General features: G+C 56.2%; 15 protein-coding genes. 9 read left to right on the top strand and 6 right to left on the bottom strand.

Features of this window, described 5'->3' with window-relative positions; all coding sequences use genetic code 11:
- Positions 1–442: 442 nt before the first annotated feature.
- The 3 genes from ACEYDX_RS08890 to ACEYDX_RS08880 form a co-directional block, all read right to left on the bottom strand.
- The gene (locus tag ACEYDX_RS08890) at positions 443–1,432 is read right to left on the bottom strand and encodes a siderophore ABC transporter substrate-binding protein (protein WP_373741661.1); all 990 of its coding nucleotides are present in this window, start codon (positions 1,430–1,432) and stop codon (positions 443–445) included.
- A gap of 200 nt (positions 1,433–1,632) precedes the next feature.
- Positions 1,633–2,610 (bottom strand): alpha/beta hydrolase, encoded by a 978-nt coding sequence (locus tag ACEYDX_RS08885; protein ID WP_373741660.1) that lies wholly within the window; start codon positions 2,608–2,610, stop codon positions 1,633–1,635.
- 240 nt (positions 2,611–2,850) lie between these two features.
- Entirely contained in the window at positions 2,851–4,860 is a 2,010-nt protein-coding gene (locus ACEYDX_RS08880; RefSeq protein WP_373741659.1) for a TonB-dependent receptor plug domain-containing protein, read from the bottom strand.
- Positions 4,861–5,277: 417 nt separating this feature from the next.
- Here ACEYDX_RS08880 and groES point away from each other — a divergent pair, with 417 nt between their 5' ends.
- Both groES and groL read left to right on the top strand, forming a co-directional pair.
- Positions 5,278–5,565, top strand: a complete 288-nt coding sequence (groES, locus tag ACEYDX_RS08875) for a co-chaperone GroES (protein ID WP_373741658.1) — start codon at positions 5,278–5,280, stop codon at positions 5,563–5,565.
- Between the two features lie 116 nt (positions 5,566–5,681).
- A complete protein-coding gene (gene groL, locus ACEYDX_RS08870) occupies positions 5,682–7,319 on the top strand; it encodes a chaperonin GroEL (RefSeq protein WP_373741657.1) in 1,638 nt (545 codons plus the stop codon).
- Positions 7,320–7,576: 257 nt separating this feature from the next.
- Here groL and ACEYDX_RS08865 read toward each other — a convergent pair whose 3' ends face one another.
- A complete protein-coding gene (locus ACEYDX_RS08865) occupies positions 7,577–7,828 on the bottom strand; it encodes a hypothetical protein (protein WP_373741656.1) in 252 nt (83 codons plus the stop codon).
- Between the two features lie 81 nt (positions 7,829–7,909).
- Between ACEYDX_RS08865 and ACEYDX_RS08860 the strand changes: the two genes are divergently transcribed.
- From ACEYDX_RS08860 to ACEYDX_RS08845, 4 genes are all read left to right on the top strand, one after another.
- On the top strand, positions 7,910–8,692 hold the full coding sequence (locus ACEYDX_RS08860) for a hypothetical protein (RefSeq protein WP_373741655.1): 783 nt from the start codon (positions 7,910–7,912) through the stop codon (positions 8,690–8,692).
- A 274-nt stretch (positions 8,693–8,966) separates the two neighbouring features.
- The gene (locus ACEYDX_RS08855) at positions 8,967–9,458 is read left to right on the top strand and encodes a DUF3465 domain-containing protein (protein WP_373741663.1); all 492 of its coding nucleotides are present in this window, start codon (positions 8,967–8,969) and stop codon (positions 9,456–9,458) included.
- Between the two features lie 747 nt (positions 9,459–10,205).
- Positions 10,206–11,327 (top strand): GTPase HflX, encoded by a 1,122-nt coding sequence (gene hflX / locus ACEYDX_RS08850; protein WP_373741662.1) that lies wholly within the window; start codon positions 10,206–10,208, stop codon positions 11,325–11,327.
- A 33-nt stretch (positions 11,328–11,360) separates the two neighbouring features.
- Positions 11,361–11,864, top strand: a complete 504-nt coding sequence (locus tag ACEYDX_RS08845; protein ID WP_373741654.1) for a DMP19 family protein — start codon at positions 11,361–11,363, stop codon at positions 11,862–11,864.
- A 602-nt stretch (positions 11,865–12,466) separates the two neighbouring features.
- Here the strand turns inward: ACEYDX_RS08845 and ACEYDX_RS08840 are convergent.
- Positions 12,467–12,589 carry a hypothetical protein gene (locus ACEYDX_RS08840; protein WP_373741653.1) on the bottom strand — a complete coding sequence of 41 codons (123 nt, stop codon included), beginning with the start codon at positions 12,587–12,589 and terminating at the stop codon, positions 12,467–12,469.
- Between the two features lie 353 nt (positions 12,590–12,942).
- Here ACEYDX_RS08840 and ACEYDX_RS08835 point away from each other — a divergent pair, with 353 nt between their 5' ends.
- The 3 genes from ACEYDX_RS08835 to ACEYDX_RS08825 all read left to right on the top strand — a co-directional run bounded on the left by ACEYDX_RS08835 (position 12,943) and on the right by ACEYDX_RS08825 (position 17,001).
- Positions 12,943–15,399, top strand: a complete 2,457-nt coding sequence (locus ACEYDX_RS08835; RefSeq protein WP_373741652.1) for a heavy metal translocating P-type ATPase — start codon at positions 12,943–12,945, stop codon at positions 15,397–15,399.
- 328 nt (positions 15,400–15,727) lie between these two features.
- Positions 15,728–16,318, top strand: a complete 591-nt coding sequence (locus ACEYDX_RS08830; protein WP_373741651.1) for a hypothetical protein — start codon at positions 15,728–15,730, stop codon at positions 16,316–16,318.
- An 89-nt stretch (positions 16,319–16,407) separates the two neighbouring features.
- Positions 16,408–17,001 (top strand): hypothetical protein, encoded by a 594-nt coding sequence (locus ACEYDX_RS08825; RefSeq protein WP_373741650.1) that lies wholly within the window; start codon positions 16,408–16,410, stop codon positions 16,999–17,001.
- A 66-nt stretch (positions 17,002–17,067) separates the two neighbouring features.
- On the opposite strand, the gene ACEYDX_RS08820 is transcribed toward ACEYDX_RS08825, so the two are convergent.
- Positions 17,068–17,805: YadA family autotransporter adhesin (locus ACEYDX_RS08820; RefSeq protein ID WP_373741649.1), on the bottom strand; the 738-nt coding region annotated here is incomplete at its 5' end.

The following is a 17,805-nucleotide window of genomic DNA, read 5'->3' as shown; positions in this document are numbered from 1 at the left end:
AGTCCGCCGAAGCGGGCGTAACCGTACGGACGGTATGTTTTTCCGACTGGCGCAGTTTGGCAACGGTTCGACGGTAGCGGCCGTTGCGTACGGTTACGGCGTACCGCCTAACCGTACCTACTATGGAAAGGGATTTCCGTTGCACAGGCCGTCTGAAAACGGGCCGGTTTGGGTAGGTACGGTTAGCCCGCCGAAGCGGGCGTAACCGTACGCAAACTGTACTGTATCCGGATGCGTTGATGTTTATTCCCGTCATTCCCGCGCAGGCGGGAATCCATGTTTGAAATCCGGTATCTCTTTTTACACAAGCAGTTGTGAGTATCAAAGCCGGATTCCCGCCTGCGCGGGAATGAGGGGCGTAAGCATCGAAGCACCATCCAAACACAGCCGATAATTTCAGACGGCCTGCTCCGTATGGCAGGCCGTCTGAAAGTTTACCGCTTTACTTCGCTTTATCAAACGCTTCCTTCACTTGTTTGGTCGCGTCCAACAGCTGTTGCGCGCCGCCTGCGGCCAAGTATACGCCCGGCTGCATATAGACCACCTGGCCTTTTTTCCAGGCCGTGGTTTCGGCCACCAGCGGGTTGTTCAGCACGTCTTTGGCGGCTTTGCCTTCTTCGCCGATGGCGGCGGAGCGGTCGAGCACAAACAGCCAGTCGGGATTTTTCTCTTTGATGTATTCAAAGGTAATGGGCTGGCCGTGGCCGCCTTCTTTAATCGCTTCGTCGGCAGTGGGCACGCCGATGTCTTTGTGCAGCCAGCCGCCCAAGCGCGAGTTGGGGCCGAAGGCCGACATTTTGCCGTTGTTCACGATAACCACCAGTCCTTTGCCTTTGCCTTGCGCGGCTTTTTTGGCGGCTTCAAACGAAGCGTCGATTTCGGCCTTCAGTTTGTCGGCTTCGGCCTGTTTGCCGAAAATCTGGGCAAACGCATCGATGCGCTCTTTCGCACTTTCGCGCATGTTTTTGGTGTCGGCCGTCATTTCGATGGTGGGCGCGAGTTCGTTCAGCTTGTCGAACGCTTTGGCCGCGCGGCTGCCGATGATGATGAGCTGCGGGTTGTAGGCGTTGAGCGCTTCGTAGTTCGGCTCGAACAGCGTGCCGACTTTTTTCGCGTCTTTGATGGCCGCCTGAACATAATCCAGACGGGCCTGGTCGAGTGATGCGCCGATGGGCACGCCGAGTTTGGACAACGTATCGGCCATGCCCATATCGTACACGGCGATGCGCTGCGGATTTTTCGGCACGCGGGCTTCGCCGCGCGCGGTTTTCACGTTCACTCCTTCGCCTTCGAAGGCTTTGGTGGCTGCGCTTTTCGGCGCGGAGGCGGCTGCGCCCGAAGCGTTTTGCTGCGATGCGGCTTCCTGTTTGCAGGCGGCCAGCGACAGCGCGGCGGCAAGTGCGAGTGCAGTAAGACGGAAAGTTGTGTTCACAGGGTTCTCCTTGACGGGTTGTGTGGTTGGGCCGTCTGAAAACCGTTTTCAGACGGCGTCGGGAAAATCGGGTCGGGAAAGGCGGTTGGACCGCCGCCCCGCATTGTACGTTTTTTTCCGCACGTCATGGGCGTTCCGTAAGCCGCCCGACGTTGCGGACATTTCGGACGTGGCGGCAGCCGCACATGAGTATGGCCGTTTTACCAAGGCTGGCCGGGGCTGCGCTTTTCAGACGGCCTGCACGTTTCGTCGGCATAACACCGCGCAAACACGGCTTTCAGGCCGTCTGAAAGTGCGGAATAGGCCGCTTCGGCATGGGTTTCTTTCGGGTAAATCCGGTTTTCGACCGCCGTTTGCGGCAGTTTTTCCAGCCGTTTGCCGATGTCGCGGGTATGGCGAACCATGCCGCGTTCGGTCAGCGTTTTCTGGCGGCGTGCGGCATCAGGCAGGTGCGGCGCGGCGGTTTCTTCGTATGCGCCCACCGTCATCCGCACGGACACGGACACCGGCTGCCGCCGCTGCGCCGCTTCAAAAGCGGGCAGGTCGCTCAGGATGCGTTTGCCGTTCCACCACACCGACGGGCTGGCCACCAGATACTGCCCGAAATCGGCAGGGTGGTTGAACAGCGTGTAGAGCGCAAACAGGCCGCCGTAGGAATGGCCGTAGAGTGCCTGATGGTTCGGATGGATTTTGAAACGCCGTGCGATTTCGGGCTTTAACCCGTTTTGCAGGAACAGGCGGAACCTTTCTGCACCGCCGAACTGACGGTTGGTACGGTCGCCCGCGTTGTCGTAGCTTTCGGACGGCGGCGTGTAGTCTTCCGCACGCGCGGCAAAATCCATCGGCTTGCCGTTCGGATACCCCACGCCCACCACCAGCAGCCCAGTGGCGCGGCTTTCCGACGCGCGCATCGCTAAACCCTGAGCCACCGAAGCGGCCATCGGAAAATAAGCGTCGCCGTCGAGCAGGTACAGCACGGGATAGCCGCCCGCCGGTTCGGCACCGACAGCAGCGGCCTGAATGCGGTATGTCCTGCCGGTTTCGCGGCTTGCCGCCAGCCATTCCGACGTTTGCGGAATCTGCGCGGCCTGCGGCGGATTGGGAACGGTTTTTTCAGACGGCATGGCGGTACAGGCGGAAAGAATCAGCGTTGCGGAAAGTGTGCGGAACAGGTTCATGGTCGTTTCCGGCAGACGGTTTGCAGGGGGCAGTTTGCGGTTCAAGCGGAATAATCATGTCAGGTGCGGCCAACCGTTTTCAGACGGCCCGAGGTATGCAGCGGCAGCAAACCTATGCAGGCCGTCTGAAAACGGCTGACCGTATCTGCTTTTCCACGTTACCGAAACGGCCGGCGGCACCTGTTTCCCGGTTTCAACAAGGCCGTCTGAAAAACTGTTTTCAGACGGCCTTCCGACTGCTTAGAAGCGGTAGTTCACGCCCAAGCGGATGTCGCGGCCGGGTTCAGGCAGGGCGTTGGCTCCTGCGCGCTGGCTGTGCGGTTTGTAGTTTTTGTCGAACACGTTGTTCACGGCGAAGTTGACGTTTAAATCGTCTTTGCCGGTGGGTTTCCAGTTGGCGAAGATGTCGTTCACGCCGTAGCCCGCGCGTACCACGGGCAGGTCTGAACCCGAACCGCGCGATGTGGGGGCGTAACCTGCGTTTTGAACGTAGCGGCCGCGCCAGCCGATTTCCAGATTGGGATTGTCAAACTGGTAGGACAGGCCGGTGGTCCATGTACGCCCCATCGGGATGGCGGTGGTAACGATGTCGGCGGTTTCGCCGTCAAGTTCGGGTTTGCTGTATGCAACGCCGGCACGGGCGGTCAGGCCTTTCCAGCGGTAGGCGGCGTTCAGCTCGTAACCGGTGTTTTTCAGACGGCCGCCGTTGTACCACACATAGTCTTGACCGTCGCGGCGGACAGCCTGCACGTCTTTGATGTTCTGCCAGAAGTAGCTGCCCGACAGGCTCAGGTCGCGGTTCAGGTAGTAGTTGAAGCCGATTTCGGTGTTGCGCGAGCGTTCGGCCTTCAGGTTGGGGCTGCTGGTAATGCGGCGGCCGCCGGAGAGCGCGGCTTCGTAAAGGCGCGGGCTGCGGGTGGCGTAGTTGTGGCTGGCGTTGACCGAGAAGTCGGGGGTGATGTCGTAAATCACGCCGATGCTGGGGTTGATGTCGCCGTCTGAATTTTCGGTGCCCGACGATGTGCGCATTTTCCAGTGGTCGTAACGCAGGCCGGTGGTGAGGGTAACGGGGTTGATGTCCCAGATGCCTTCCACATAAGCACCGCTGTCGGTTTTCTTCTCGCGTGAGAAACCGTCATCTACCGCGGATGGCTTGGCTTCCTGTGTGCGCCAGTTGATGCCGTATTTCAGGTTGTGGCGGTCGAACAGGCGGCTGTCGAAGCCGACGTTTGCACCCAAGGTGGTGACTTGGGTGGTGCTGGACGGCGAGGTGGCGGCAGGGTCGGTGGCCGATTCGTCGCGCTTGATGTTGAGGCGGTAAACGTTGGCCTTCATGCTTTCGGCAAAACCGAGATTGCCGCCTTTGAATTCAAGGTTGGTGGTGTCTTGGGTCAGCGTGCGGTAGCGGGGGGCGTTGCGTTCGGTGTTCGGAACGCCGCGGTCGTTGAGAATCTGCGAGAAGTCGAATTCTTCGCGCAATGCGCGCATGCCGTAGTTTTTCTCTTGGCGGTGGCTCAGTTCGATGCGGTTGTCTTCGTTGAAGCTGTAACCGATTTTACCCAGCAGGCCGCGGCCGCCCAAAGCGCTGTTCAATACTTTGTCGCCGCCTTCGAGATTACGGTAGTTGTGGCCGCCGCGGTATTCCTTGTCTTTGATGAAGTTGCCCGATACCAAACCGTCGAACCCGCCCGCACGACCGTAAGCCGTTGCGCCGTATGAGAAGCCTTTGTTGCTGCTTGCGCCCGCATTGACGCGGAATCCGGCATTCTGCCCGTCGCGCAGCAAATCTTTGGCTTCGACCGTTTCGGCGATAATCGCGCCGCTGGTCGCTCCGATGCCTGCCGAAGCGGAACCCGTGCCTTTCTGTACGGCAACCACTTTAACCAATGCGGGATCGAGCATGAAGCGGCCGTTGTGGTGGAAAATCTGGCTGTCGGTGTAGGTATCGTCCACTTTATAGTCGATTTGGTCTTGTCCCATACCGCGGATGGCCACCCATTGCGATTGGCCGTTGCCGCCGCCGAAGCTGATGGAAGGCTCTGCGGCCAATACGTCTTTCAAATCGGTGGCCGTGGTTTCCGCCATGCTCTTGGTGGTAACGCGGTGGGTGGCACTGGTCGCTTGGCCTTTGACTTCGACCGTCGGCAGCTCCACGGAACTGTCAGCCGGCTGTGCGTGTGCAAAACCGCCTGCAAGCGCGAGGGAAAGCAGGCTCAGGCGGAAGAAGGGGAGTTTTACGGGTTTGTTCATGATGTTTCCTGTCGGGTTTCGGGATAACGGGATTTATCTGTTTGTCTGCTGGGTAAGTAAGAATTGTTTTTATTATTGAATTGTTGCACAACAACATAGGTTTGCATAGTGGGAAATTGTGTTTTTATCGGGAAACGGTTTGTAAATGTGCCGGAATGGTTTGAACGGCAGTGAAAAAATGTTTTTCAGACGGCCTTTGGCGTAATACCTGCAAGCAAACGTATTGTTGCTTTTCAAACGGCCCTGCCTTAGACAAATGCAGTAAACGGCAGGGCCGTCTGAAAACAAAAAATTTTCGCCGCATGCCCTTGAATTTGTCTGCGGCAAGCCTTATGTTGCTTGACATCTTTGTGATGCAAACCCACGCCTGTTTACAGGCATTTGTTTTGATTTACTTTTTTACTCGGAGAAAAAACAATGACCATCCGTCCCCTGCACGACCGCGTTGTCGTGAAACGCTTGGAAGCTGAAGAGAAAACCGCATCGGGCATCGTGTTGCCGGGTGCCGCCGCAGAAAAACCCGACATGGGCGAAGTTGTCGCCGTGGGTGCGGGCAAAATCGGTAAAGACGGCCAACGCCGCCCGCTGGATGTGAAAGTCGGCGACAAAATCATTTTCGGCAAGTACAGCGGCCAAACCGTAAAAGCCGACGGCGAAGAGTTGTTGGTGATGCGCGAAGAAGATATTTTCGGTATTGTCGAGTAAAGATTGAAGGCCGTCTGAAACGTTTTCAGACGGCATAAGGCGGGGCATCCCCGCATCCGGATAATCAATGAAACCAACGGCGGGTTTGTCCCGCCCTACACTTGGAGCGAAATATTATGGCAGCAAAAGACGTACAGTTCGGTAACGAAGTCCGCCAGAAAATGGTTAACGGCGTGAACACGCTGGCAAATGCGGTGCGCGTAACGCTCGGCCCGAAAGGCCGCAACGTGGTGCTCGACCGCTCGTTCGGCGGCCCGCACATCACCAAAGACGGCGTAACCGTGGCCAAAGAAATCGAACTGAAAGACAAGTTTGAAAACATGGGCGCGCAGATGGTGAAAGAAGTGGCGTCCAAAACCAACGACGTAGCGGGCGACGGCACCACCACCGCCACCGTTCTGGCGCAGGCCATCGTCGGCGAAGGCATGAAATACGTTACCGCAGGCATGAATCCGACCGACCTGAAACGTGGTATCGACAAAGCCGTTGCCGCATTGGTGGCCGAGCTGAAAAACATCGCGAAACCCTGCGACACTTCCAAAGAAATCGCCCAGGTGGGTTCGATTTCCGCCAATTCCGACGAACAAGTCGGCCAAATCATCGCCGAAGCGATGGAAAAAGTGGGCAAAGAAGGCGTGATTACCGTGGAAGACGGCAAATCTCTGGAAAACGAGCTGGACGTTGTGGAAGGCATGCAGTTCGACCGCGGCTACCTGTCTCCCTACTTCATCAGCGATGCGGAAAAACAGATTGCCGGTTTGGATAATCCGTTTGTGTTGCTGTTCGACAAAAAAATCAGCAACATCCGCGACCTGCTGCCTGTTTTGGAACAAATCGCCAAAACCAGCCGTCCGCTGCTGATTATCGCCGAAGACGTTGAAGGCGAAGCTTTGGCGACTTTGGTTGTGAACAACCTGCGCGGCATTCTGAAAACCGTGGCCGTGAAAGCACCGGGCTTCGGCGACCGCCGCAAAGCCATGCTGCAGGACATCGCCATCCTGACCGGCGGTACCGTGATTTCCGAAGAAGTCGGCCTGTCGCTGGAAAAAGCCACTTTGGAAGATTTGGGTCAGGCCAAACGCATCGAAGTGGGCAAAGAAAACACCACTATTATCGACGGCTTCGGCGACGCTGCGCTGATTGAAGCCCGTGTCGGCGAAATCCGCCAGCAAATCGAAACCGCCACCAGCGATTACGACCGCGAAAAACTGCAAGAGCGCGTGGCCAAACTCGCGGGCGGCGTGGCCGTAATCAAAGTCGGTGCGGCGACCGAAGTGGAAATGAAAGAGAAGAAAGACCGCGTGGAAGACGCACTGCACGCAACCCGTGCCGCCGTTGAAGAAGGCGTGGTGGCAGGCGGCGGCGTGGCGCTGCTGCGTGCCCGTGCCGCGCTGGAGAAAGTTCAGACGGCCAATGCCGACCAAGACGCGGGCGTGCAAATCGTTCTGCGCGCGGTTGAGTCTCCGCTGCGCCAAATCGTTGCCAACGCAGGCGGCGAACCCAGCGTGGTGGTGAACAAAGTGCTGGAAGGCAAAGGCAACTACGGCTATAACGCGGGCAGCGGCGAATACGGCGACATGATCGAAATGGGCGTGCTCGACCCTGCGAAAGTAACCCGTTCCGCATTGCAGCACGCCGCTTCCATCGCCGGCCTGATGCTGACCACCGACTGCATGATTGCCGAAATCCCCGAAGACAAAGCACCCGCAATGCCCGACATGGGCGGCATGGGTGGAATGGGCGGCATGATGTAAGGCCGTCTGAAACGGCAAAGTTTCCGAACAACGGTTTTGCCGTTTCAAACCGATAAAAAATCCCGCATGGCAACATGCGGGATTTTTACAAACCGTTTTTGCTGTTTTCAGACGGCCTTACAGGGCGGATGAACCGCAACGGTTCGGACGGTGTTGCAGGGTTGCCCGAACCGCCGTTTCTTCTGGAAACGGTGTTTTAGCTCCGCAGAAACTCATTTCCTGTCGGAAATTTCGTTTTCAGACGGCCTGTCCGTACCTTACCGTTCCCGCTCGCGGAAAAAAGCATAGGTCACGTCATGGAACAAATCCGTGTGCGGACTGTCTTCATAAGAGAGCTCCGCGAGCGCGTCTTCAAACGCAAGCTGTACCGATTCGACCACATCTTGCGCCGTTTCGGGCGGCAGCGCGCGTATCATCGCTTTGAAGGCCGTGGCCAAAACGTGGTTCTGCATACGCAGCGCATCGTTGGCTTCTTCGAGATATTCCAAACGCTGTTCGACGGTGCTCATGATGTTCCTTTGAGAATCTGTTAAAATACGTCGTTTTATAGCACCAATCCGACATTACGAGCAAGAAACGAGTAACAAAAAATGAGCGACAAGCAAACACCGCAAGAGCAAACGCAGGGGCAGGCCGAAGAGCACTTCGACTGGGAGAGCCGGCTCGAAAAAATCCGCGAAAACCGCAAACAAGTGCCCTATACCCACGGCCCGCTGCTGAAACACCCCGCATCCAACGCACCGCAGAGCGAAGAGGAAACCCGCAAGCTCGACGCGAAAGAGCGCGACCGCGTGTTGCGCGAATACCTGCTGCAATGGCAGAAAGAGCACAACGAAGAGGCGGAAAAAGAAGAAAAAATAGAAACCGACACCGAAGTGCTGCTTCAGGAAAACTGGCTGAACGCGCAGGCGTCGCTACAAATGGCGGCCACCGACAAACAGATTGAAAGCACCCGCACCGTTTGGCTGAAGCCGAAAAGCGATACCGTGGAGTTTCCCACCGCCGCAGAAGTTGAAGCCGCCGCAGCCGCAGACGGCGCTTCCGAAGAAGGCTATACGGGCGAACCGCGCATCAATGTGCGCCTGAACGTGCTCAATCCGCAGGTCAATACCCGCCGCGAAGTAACGGTGTTGTCGGAATCCGAACTGCTGGAGCGGCTCACCGACAAAATCCGCCCGCACCTGACCGATGCCGTCAACGGCATGATCCGCGTGGCCGTGCAGAAACAGATGGCGCTGCTCACGCTCCAGCTCCAGCAGATTCTGCAGGAACAGGCGCCCGCCGTGGTGGACGAAGTGCTGGAGTACAACCTGAAAAAAGTCATGTCCGAAATCAAATACGATTTGAAATACAAGCGCAGCGACAAAAAATAAGACAGGCCGTCTGAAAATATCGCCCGCCGCCATAACGGTTTGGAAAAACTGCTGTGGCGGCTTTGTTTCAGACGGCCCGGAAACGGCGGCGGTTTGTCAGCCGCCGTTTCCATACAGATGGCACTTTGGCAAGCCCGCATACGGCGGCGGAAACCGGTAGGTCCGTGCGCTGCAAACGGATTTCCCGCAAAGGTTGAACGGTTTGCCGGATGCCGATGCCGCCCGCTGTCTGGTAGCCGCCCGTTCCCAGCCACCCGTTCCCCGACTCCGAGAGATTTTTATGAACAAAAAATGGTTTCCCCTGCTGATTGCCGCCGCGATTTTTATCGGCTACAAACTGATGCCGTCTGAAAACGGCCGACCCGACGGCAAGCCTGCCACCGCAAGGGTGCAGCAGCCGGTGCGCGATACGGGCGGTACGCCTTCTGCCGACGGTGATGCCGTCCTGCAGCAGGCTTTCGAGCAGCGTCGCAGCGATGTGCAGGTCGAAGGCGAAGGCCGCGTGGTCAAAACCCTGCCTGACGACAACAAAGGTTCGCGCCACCAGCGTTTCATTCTCAAAACCGCGTCCGGCCAAACCCTGCTGGTTGCCCACAACATCGACCTTGCCCCGAAAATCAAAGGCCTGAAAAAAGGCGATACGGTACGGTTTTACGGCGAATACGAATGGAGCGAGCAGGGCGGCGTGATGCACTGGACGCACCACGATCCGAACGGCCGCCATGCCGACGGCTGGCTGAAACACAACGGACAGGTTTATCGGTAACATACTTGCCGACGCGTTCGGCGCATCAAGGCCGTCTGAAAACTTTTCAGACGGCCTTGATGCAGCGGCGGTTTTTTAAAACGGGTTCTGTCGCAATTTTGCACGGCTTGAAGCAGAATACGGCAAAGCGGCGGGGGTTTGCCGTATCGGCGCACAAACCGCCATGTTTCAAAAAGCTGTGTGGAAATCGTGTCGATGCTTCGGTTTTTCGGACGGGAATCCGGCCTTGGTATTTGCAAGTGACTGTTTAATCAAATGGCTGTGTTTGGGCATTGCGCTGATGACACGCCCGGTCAGGCGGATTTTTCCAACTGCCGTTATTCCCGCGCAGGCGGAAATCTATGTTTGCCATCCGGTATTTTTTAACAAGTATTAAGTATTTATGAATGCCAAGGCTGGACTCCCGCCTGCGCGGGAATGACGGAAGTAAGTATTGGCGTAATATCCAAATACAGCCGATGAAAATATACCGGATTTCAAATAGATTCTTGGCTGAGCGGGAATGCCGGCAGTTGGAGAAATCCGTCTTGCGGGTCGTTAATCAACACGTATCCGAACGCCGCTTTTTTCAGACGGCCTGCGCCTGCAACGCTCCGGCATCAGGCCGTCTGAAATATTCCGCCGCAACGCCCCGTGCATGGCTATAATCTGCAACATCCGTGGAAATTTACCGAAAAGGACTGTTCCTTGAGCCGCAAACCCGCCCTGTTTTCCGTTGATAAATCACTTGAAAAGCCCGAACGCGTGATGCTGGTCGGCGTGATGCTGGCCGCCGATTATTCGGGTGCCAACGAAACGCGCGAGCGTTCGTTTCAGACGGCCTTGGCGGAAGCGGCGGAGCTGGTGGCGGCCGCAGGCGGGGATTTGGCCTGCACGGAAACCGCCAAACGCGACAGGGCGCACACCGCGCTGTTTGTCGGTACGGGCAAGGCCGAAGAGCTGGCGGCAACCGTGCGGCGCGAAAACATCGAGCTGGCGGTGTTCAACCACGAGCTGACGCCCACGCAGGAGCGCAATCTGGAAAAAATACTGCAATGCCGCGTACTCGACCGCGTGGGGCTGATTCTGGCGATTTTCGCCAAACGCGCGCAGTCGCAGGAAGGCAAACTGCAGGTGGAGCTTGCCCAGCTGACGCATCTGAGCGGACGGCTGGTGCGCGGCTACGGCCACATGCAGAGCCAGAAGGGCGGCATCGGCCTGAAAGGGCCGGGCGAAACGCAGCTTGAAACCGACCGCCGTTTAATCGGCCAAAAAATCACCGCTTTGAAAAAGCAGTTGGCCAATGTGAAAAAACAGCGCGAAACGCGGCGCAAATCGCGCATGGCAGGCCGTCTGAAAACCTTCGCCATCGTCGGCTACACCAATGCCGGAAAGTCCAGCCTGTTCAACCGCCTGACCAAATCCGAAGTGCTTGCCGAAGACCGGCTGTTCGCCACGCTCGACACCACCGCGCGGCGGCTTTATCTCACGCCCGAGTGCAGCATCATACTGACCGATACCGTCGGTTTCGTGCGCGATTTGCCGCACAAACTGGTGTCGGCGTTTTCCGCCACGCTCGAAGAAACCGCGCTGGCCGACGTGTTGCTGCACGTGGTCGATGCGTCGAATCCCGATTCCGAGCGGCAGATTGACGATGTGAATGCGGTTTTGGAAGAAATCGGTGCGCACGGCATCCCGCAGTTGCTGGTGTACAACAAAATCGATTTGCTGCACGGCGACAACCGCCGCGAAGCAGGCATCCTGCGCGATGTGCAGGGCAGGGCGGCGGCGGTCAATATTTCCGTGGCGGAAGGCGCGGGTTTGGACGCGCTGCGCGAGGCCGTGGCGGAGCGGGCAGAGGAATGTGAAACGGCGCATCAGGCCGTCTGAAAACTTCTGAATACCGAATACGAAGGCAATATCATGAATTCACAGCTTAATCTGCAAGATTTCGATACCGGCGCCGATACCGTCGGATTCCTTTATGCCGTCGGCGCCGCGCTGCTCGAATACACCGAAGCGGCGGGCGATGCCGACATGACGCTGCTGAACGATGCGCAGCATACGCTGGTGGCTTTGTGTTATCTCGACAGCCAGGTGCAGGAAGGCGGTTTCGTGCAACTGATTGCGCAGGGCTTCGGCAGTTATGTTTTCGACAATCCCGTGGCCGACAGCCTGCGCCGTTGGCGCATCAAGCCCGTGCCGAAAATTCTCGACAAGGCTGTCGCGCTGTATCGGAAACACGGTGCCGACATCGAAAGGCTTGCTTCAGACGGCCTGCCGGCCGAGACGCTGCGGGCGCAGTTTGCCGATTTTGAAGAACTCGATGCCGATTATTACGATGCCGCAGACGAAGATTTGGCCGCAGCGGCGGCGTATGTGCGGGAACATTGGGCGGAGTTTGCGCGGACAGATAAGGCCGTCTGAAAAATACCCGTAACCCGTAGGTACGGTTAGCCGTTCCGGCGGCGTAACCGTACGTTGTGCCGTTTTTTCCTTTCAGACAGCCTGATGTTTGCCGCTGCCGTTGCGTACGGTTACGGCGTACCGCCTAACCGTACCTACATTAAAAGGCCGTCTGAAAAATACCCTTAACCCGTAGGTACGGTTAGCCGTTCCGGCGGCGTAACCGTACGTTGCGCCGTTTTTCCTTTTCAGACGGCCTGATGTTTGCCGCTGCCGTTGCGTACGGTTACGGCGTACCGCTTAACCGTACCTACATTAAAAGGCCGTCTGAAAAATACCCGTAACCCGTAGGTACGGTTAGCCGTTCCGGCGGCGTAACCGTACATTGCGCCGTTTTTCCTTTTCAGACGGCCTGATGTTTGCCGCTGCCGTTGCGTACGGTTACGGCGTACCGCTTAACCGTACCTACGTTAAAAGGCCGTCTGAAAAATATTTCAGACGGCCTTTTCAAACGGGCGGCTTGCCGGACGGCAGGTTCGGTGCGGCATGGAATATTTCCCGCCGGCCGCTCGGCCGCCGCGTTGTTACGGTTCGGGTAGCTGATTATAATGGGCGGCTGCGTTTCAACCGTGTTTTCTTTTGGAGAACGGCAGGTTTTGGCAGACCGCCCATACGGCGAAAGTCAGATAGCCTAGGCAGGAGAACAGGCCGATAACGGCGAAGATGGGCATGAGACGTTCAATCATGATGATTTCCTGAGTAAGTGTTTGGTTGGTTTTTGTTTTCCTGTTTTTACTTTTGTGCGGTTTCTTTTAAAACAGGGTGCTGTTCGGAATTATTGTTGAAAACAGGCGGCAGGTCAAGTTACTTTGCTGAAATGTATAGGTTATTTTTGGTTTTGGTGCGGCATTTCAGTCAAGATTGAGGATTCGGGTGGCTAAGCGGCTGAAATCAAATATGAAAAAAATCACATGAAAAATGTTAAATTTTAAAAACTTTTAGGCGGTTCTGAATAGGGCGGAACACCTGTCATACGCCCGATGCCGCCGTGTTACGGTTTTCAGACGGCCTTCTCATACACACGACATGACTGAACATTATGGATAAAACCTGTTTCCACTGCGGGCTGGATGTGCCCGAAAATTTCCGTTTCCCCGTAACTTACGAAGGGCAGGAACGGGAGACTTGCTGCGCGGGCTGTCAGGCGGTGGCGCAGAGCATTATCGATGCGGGTTTGGGCAGTTATTACAAACAGCGGACCGCCGATGCGGTTAAGGCTTCGCTGCCGCCGGAAGAGATTCTGGCGCAGCTCAAGCTGTATGATTTGCCCGAAGTGCAGGCGGAGTTTGTGGAAGCGGGCAGGGGGGGCGAGCGTGAGGCGGTGCTGATGCTGGGCGGGATTACCTGTGCGGCCTGCGTGTGGCTTATTGAGCAGCAGCTTTTGCGGCTTGACGGCGTTTTGCGGGTGGATTTGAACTATTCCACCCACCGTGCCCGCGTGTTGTGGGACAGCGGCCGCACGGCGCTGTCGGACATTCTGCTGCGGATTCAGAGTACGGGTTATACGGCGTCGCCTTACGATGCGCAAAAGGTGGAAGCGGCGCACAAAAAGGAACGCAAACAGGCGATTTTCCGTTTGGCGGTGGCCGGGTTCTGCATGATGCAGACGATGATGTTCGCCTATCCCACCTACTTTTTCAGCGAAGACATCGAACCGCAGTTTCTGCAACTGCTGCATTGGGGCGCGCTGCTGATGGTGCTGCCGGTGGTGTTTTACAGCGCGGTGCCGTTTTATGCCGGTGCGCGGCGGGAATGGCGCAACAGGCGCGCGGGCATGGACACGCCGATTGTGCTGGCGGTGTGGATGACGTTTTGTGCGGGCATTTACAGCCTGATGACGAACGCAGGGCAGGGGATGTATTTCGAATCCATCGCCATGCTGATTTTCTTCCTGCTCGGCGGGCGGTTTATGGAACAGATTGCGCGGCGCAGGGCAGGGGATGCGGCGGAACGGCTGGTCAAGCTCGTTCCCGCGTTCTGCCACCGCATGCCCGGCTATCCCGCCGACGGCAAAACCGAAGAAGCGGCGGTGGTGCAGCTCCGTACCGGCGACACGGTGCTGGTGAAGGCGGGCGAAGTGGTGCCGGTGGACGGCAGCGTGTTGGAAGGCGAAAGCGAAATCGACGAAGCCATGCTCACGGGCGAAAGCCTGCCTGTGCCCAAACGCGCGGGCGACAAGGTTACGGCGGGCACGCTCAATACCGCAAGCCCGCTGGTTGTCCGCACCGAATCCGTCGGCAGCGGCACGCGGCTGGCGCACATCGTGAAACTGCTCGACCGCGCGCTTTCGCAAAAACCGCGTACTGCGGAGCTGGCCGAAAAATACGCCGCCTCGTTTATCGTCGGCGAGCTGGTGTTGGCCGTGCCCGTATTCATCGGCTGGTGGCTTTATGCCGACTGGCAGACCGCGCTGTGGATTACCGTGGCGCTGTTGGTAATCACCTGCCCGTGCGCCATGTCGCTGGCCACGCCCACCGCATTGGCCGCATCCACCGGTGCGCTGGCTTCAGACGGCGTCTTGGTCAGCGGCAGGCAGGGATTGGAAACGCTCGCTCAAATCGACGACATCGTGTTCGACAAAACGGGTACGCTGACCAAAGGCGCATTATCGGTCAGCCGCATCGTTCCTTTGGGCGGCTTGGACAACGACACCGCACTCGCCGTAGCCAAAGCATTGGAAGCGCAGTCGGAACACCCCGTCGCCCGCGCCCTGTCCGGTTGCGCGTTTTCAGACGGCACAACCGAACTCCGTACCGATGTCCGTGCCGAACGTTACGTCAACCGTGTCGGCCAGGGCGTAAGCGCCAGCGTAACCGTCGGCGGGCAAACCGATATTTGGACGCTCGGCCGTGCGCCGTTCGTTGCCGAAACATCCGGCAAACCGCCCGAACTGACCGTATCCCACAGCGGCAGCATCGTATTTCTCGGCAACCGCAGCGGTTTTCAGACGGCCTTCCTGTTGAACGACGACGTTAAAGACGGCATACCCGAAATGCTCACAGAACTCAAAGCGCAAGGCGCACGCCTCCACCTGTTGAGCGGCGACCGCCAAGCCGCCGTCGCCGGTCTGGCCGAATCGCTGAAGCTGGACGCATACCGCGCCGAAGCCTCGCCCGAGAACAAACTGGCTTATGTGCGCGGTTTGCAGCAGCAGGGGCGCAAAGTGCTGATGGTCGGTGACGGCATCAACGACGCGCCCGTATTGGCGCAGGCCGACGTGTCCGCAGCCGTTGCCGGCGGCGCCGACATCGCCCGCGACGGCGCCGACATCGTACTGCTCAACGACGACATGCGCGTGCTGCCGCACCTGACCGTCCAAGCCCGCCGTACCCGAACCGTCATCCGCCAAAACCTCGGCTGGGCCAGCGCCTACAACCTGATAGCCGTCCCGCTGGCCGTCTGCGGCTACGTTACCCCCTGGATCGCCGCCCTCGGCATGAGCCTGAGTTCGCTGATTGTAGTAGGCAATGCACTGCGCCTGCTGAAACGCAGGTAGCACAGCGGAAAACGTACAGGCCGTCTGAAAGGAAAGTCATCAATATTTTAGCCTGCAAGCTGAAATAGAAATAATTGTTGCCCTAAATCCAAAACATGTAGGAATTCTGGTATGTGTACATTTTTCGTTTTTTGATTGAAGGCTCATTTGGGGATTTTTGAGTGTTATACAAACATATCGAAAGGTATGTAAAATTGTATAGTATTTTGTATAATACTCAAAAATCCTAAAATAATTATTTCGATAAAAATATAAGTTTATTTGCATAAAAAGTGTAAGCAACCTGGCCTTTTTCTACTATCCCAAATTTGACAGAAATAAAACTTAAATGACATCCTATTTCTATTATCTGATTCCCGAGCGTTCATTTCATCCTAATCGTGAAGAGTTGGCAGCCAAATTGTATAACTATTTTCTCGAACAAGGCTGGATTGCCCCTGAAACCGAAGATATCGGCAATAACGACATGGGTAATCGTTTTACCGACAAAGGTCTCACCGACATCGTTCCGGAAACATTTAAAGAATTCTCCCACCAATATACCGGCGTATGCTTCAAAACTTTTGATCAACCTGATTTGATACACGGAGGCGAAAATGCTGCCGATGCAGTTGCCGTTTGTCCGCATTGCCGTGCACAATTTGATTTTTACGGTAATAATAACGACGAAACCCAGCAGCCTCGATCAGATTTGGGTGGGTTGATTTCAAGCCAAGACGAGGCGGACTACCTGCATTGCAGCGAATGTGGGCAGTCTGACAGTTTCAATAGATTCTTTCCAAACGGCGGATTTGCCGTCTCTGATTTGGCGGTTTGTTTTCCGGATATTACTCATGAAGAAATGCTGCCCGATTTTCTGATTAGTAAAATCAGTGAAATTGTTAGTAGTCCGCTTGTCCGAATTTACTGCCATATATAAATCAAATACCAAACCGAAAGGTCATCTGAAAATATTGTTCAGCTTGTCAGATAGCCTGTTAATCATTTTCTTCAAAAGGAATCTCTACTATGTCTGACCAATATCTCTATCTCATTCCAGAATATCCTGTTAATCCGAACCGTGAAGAGATGGTTGAAAAAATCCGTCGTTATTTTCTCGAACAAGGCTGGATTCAATCTGCTGAAGAAGATATTTTTTACGGGGAGACCGGTTATTTTTTTACCGAGAAAGGCCGCATAGAGCTGTCGCAAGAAGATCCATCCAGTATGCACCAATACATTGGTATTTCCATTGAAGCCACCGAATATCCGAAACTCTTCGATATGGGAGAAGGAGCTGCATACGCAAATGCTACTTGCCCGGAATGCAACAAAATATACGGCATTACAGATTACAGCGAATTTGATGGAGACGAAGGTGCTGAAGAAATACAAGAACTCCATGCCCTGCTTGATACGCTTGATGAAATAGGTATGCTGTACTGCACCGAATGTGGACATCAAAATATAGTAAGCCGTTTTAGTCAAGACAAAGCCTTTGTTGCTGCAGATTTTACTATTGGCTTCCCTAATTTATATAATGGAATGATACCAGCATGCATTATTAAAATGCTCAGCGAAATTATAGGTAGTCCACTAAACGAATTCAGTGTGCATCTCTAAAATCAAAAAGGCCGTCTGAAAACTCTTTCAGACGGCCTTTTATTTCAGCCCAATACTACGGCAGGCTTACCATTGGTACAGTGCGCCCGCACCTACGCCGACGTGGCCGTTGGTGTTGGTGGAGAAGTTGCCTTTCACAATCCAGTTGCCGTTATCACTCATTGATGAGACGCCGAGTGCAAAGGCAGATTGGCCGCCGTAGTAGCCGCTGCCGACACCCAAACCGGTTGCGCCGGGGCGGGTTACCTGCGGAATGGAGCTTTGGGCGATGGCTCCGGCTACGCCTGCGTTGGCTTTTTTGCCGACGTCGCCGATGCGTTCGTTCAGTTGGTTGCCCATGTCCGCCACAGTATTGCCGATGTGGTTGATGGCTTCGCCGAGACGGTTGCCCATGCCTGTCAACTGGTTCACGTTGACTGCGTCGGTAGGTGCGGTACCGTCGGCGACGTTGTGGACAGCGACGGGGGCGCTTCTGTCTGCGCCGACCAGGGTAACATTGTTGCTGGGTACGCCGCCGTTGGGTGTGGCGGGGCTGCCGGCATTGCTGTACTGCACCACGCCTGCCGCGCCGTTGTTCAGGTTCTGAACGGCGGCTGCATTGGCGGCGACGGCTGCGTTGGTGTGGTAGAGCTGGCTGCCGTTGATTGCATCGGTGCTGGTGGCGGAGACCACGCCTGCGGCAACGTTCTGCACTTGGCGGGTTTCGCCTGCCTTGCCTACGCTGACCACGCCCACCGCATCGGACACGCCCGCTACGTTGGCATCGTTCGCACCCTGATAGGTGTAGTTGCCGCCGTCGGCGGT

It is taken from the genome of Neisseria sp. (assembly GCF_041804105.1).
Taxonomy (GTDB): Bacteria; Pseudomonadota; Gammaproteobacteria; order Burkholderiales; family Neisseriaceae; genus Neisseria.
This window is presented reverse-complemented; position numbering and strand designations above follow the sequence as displayed.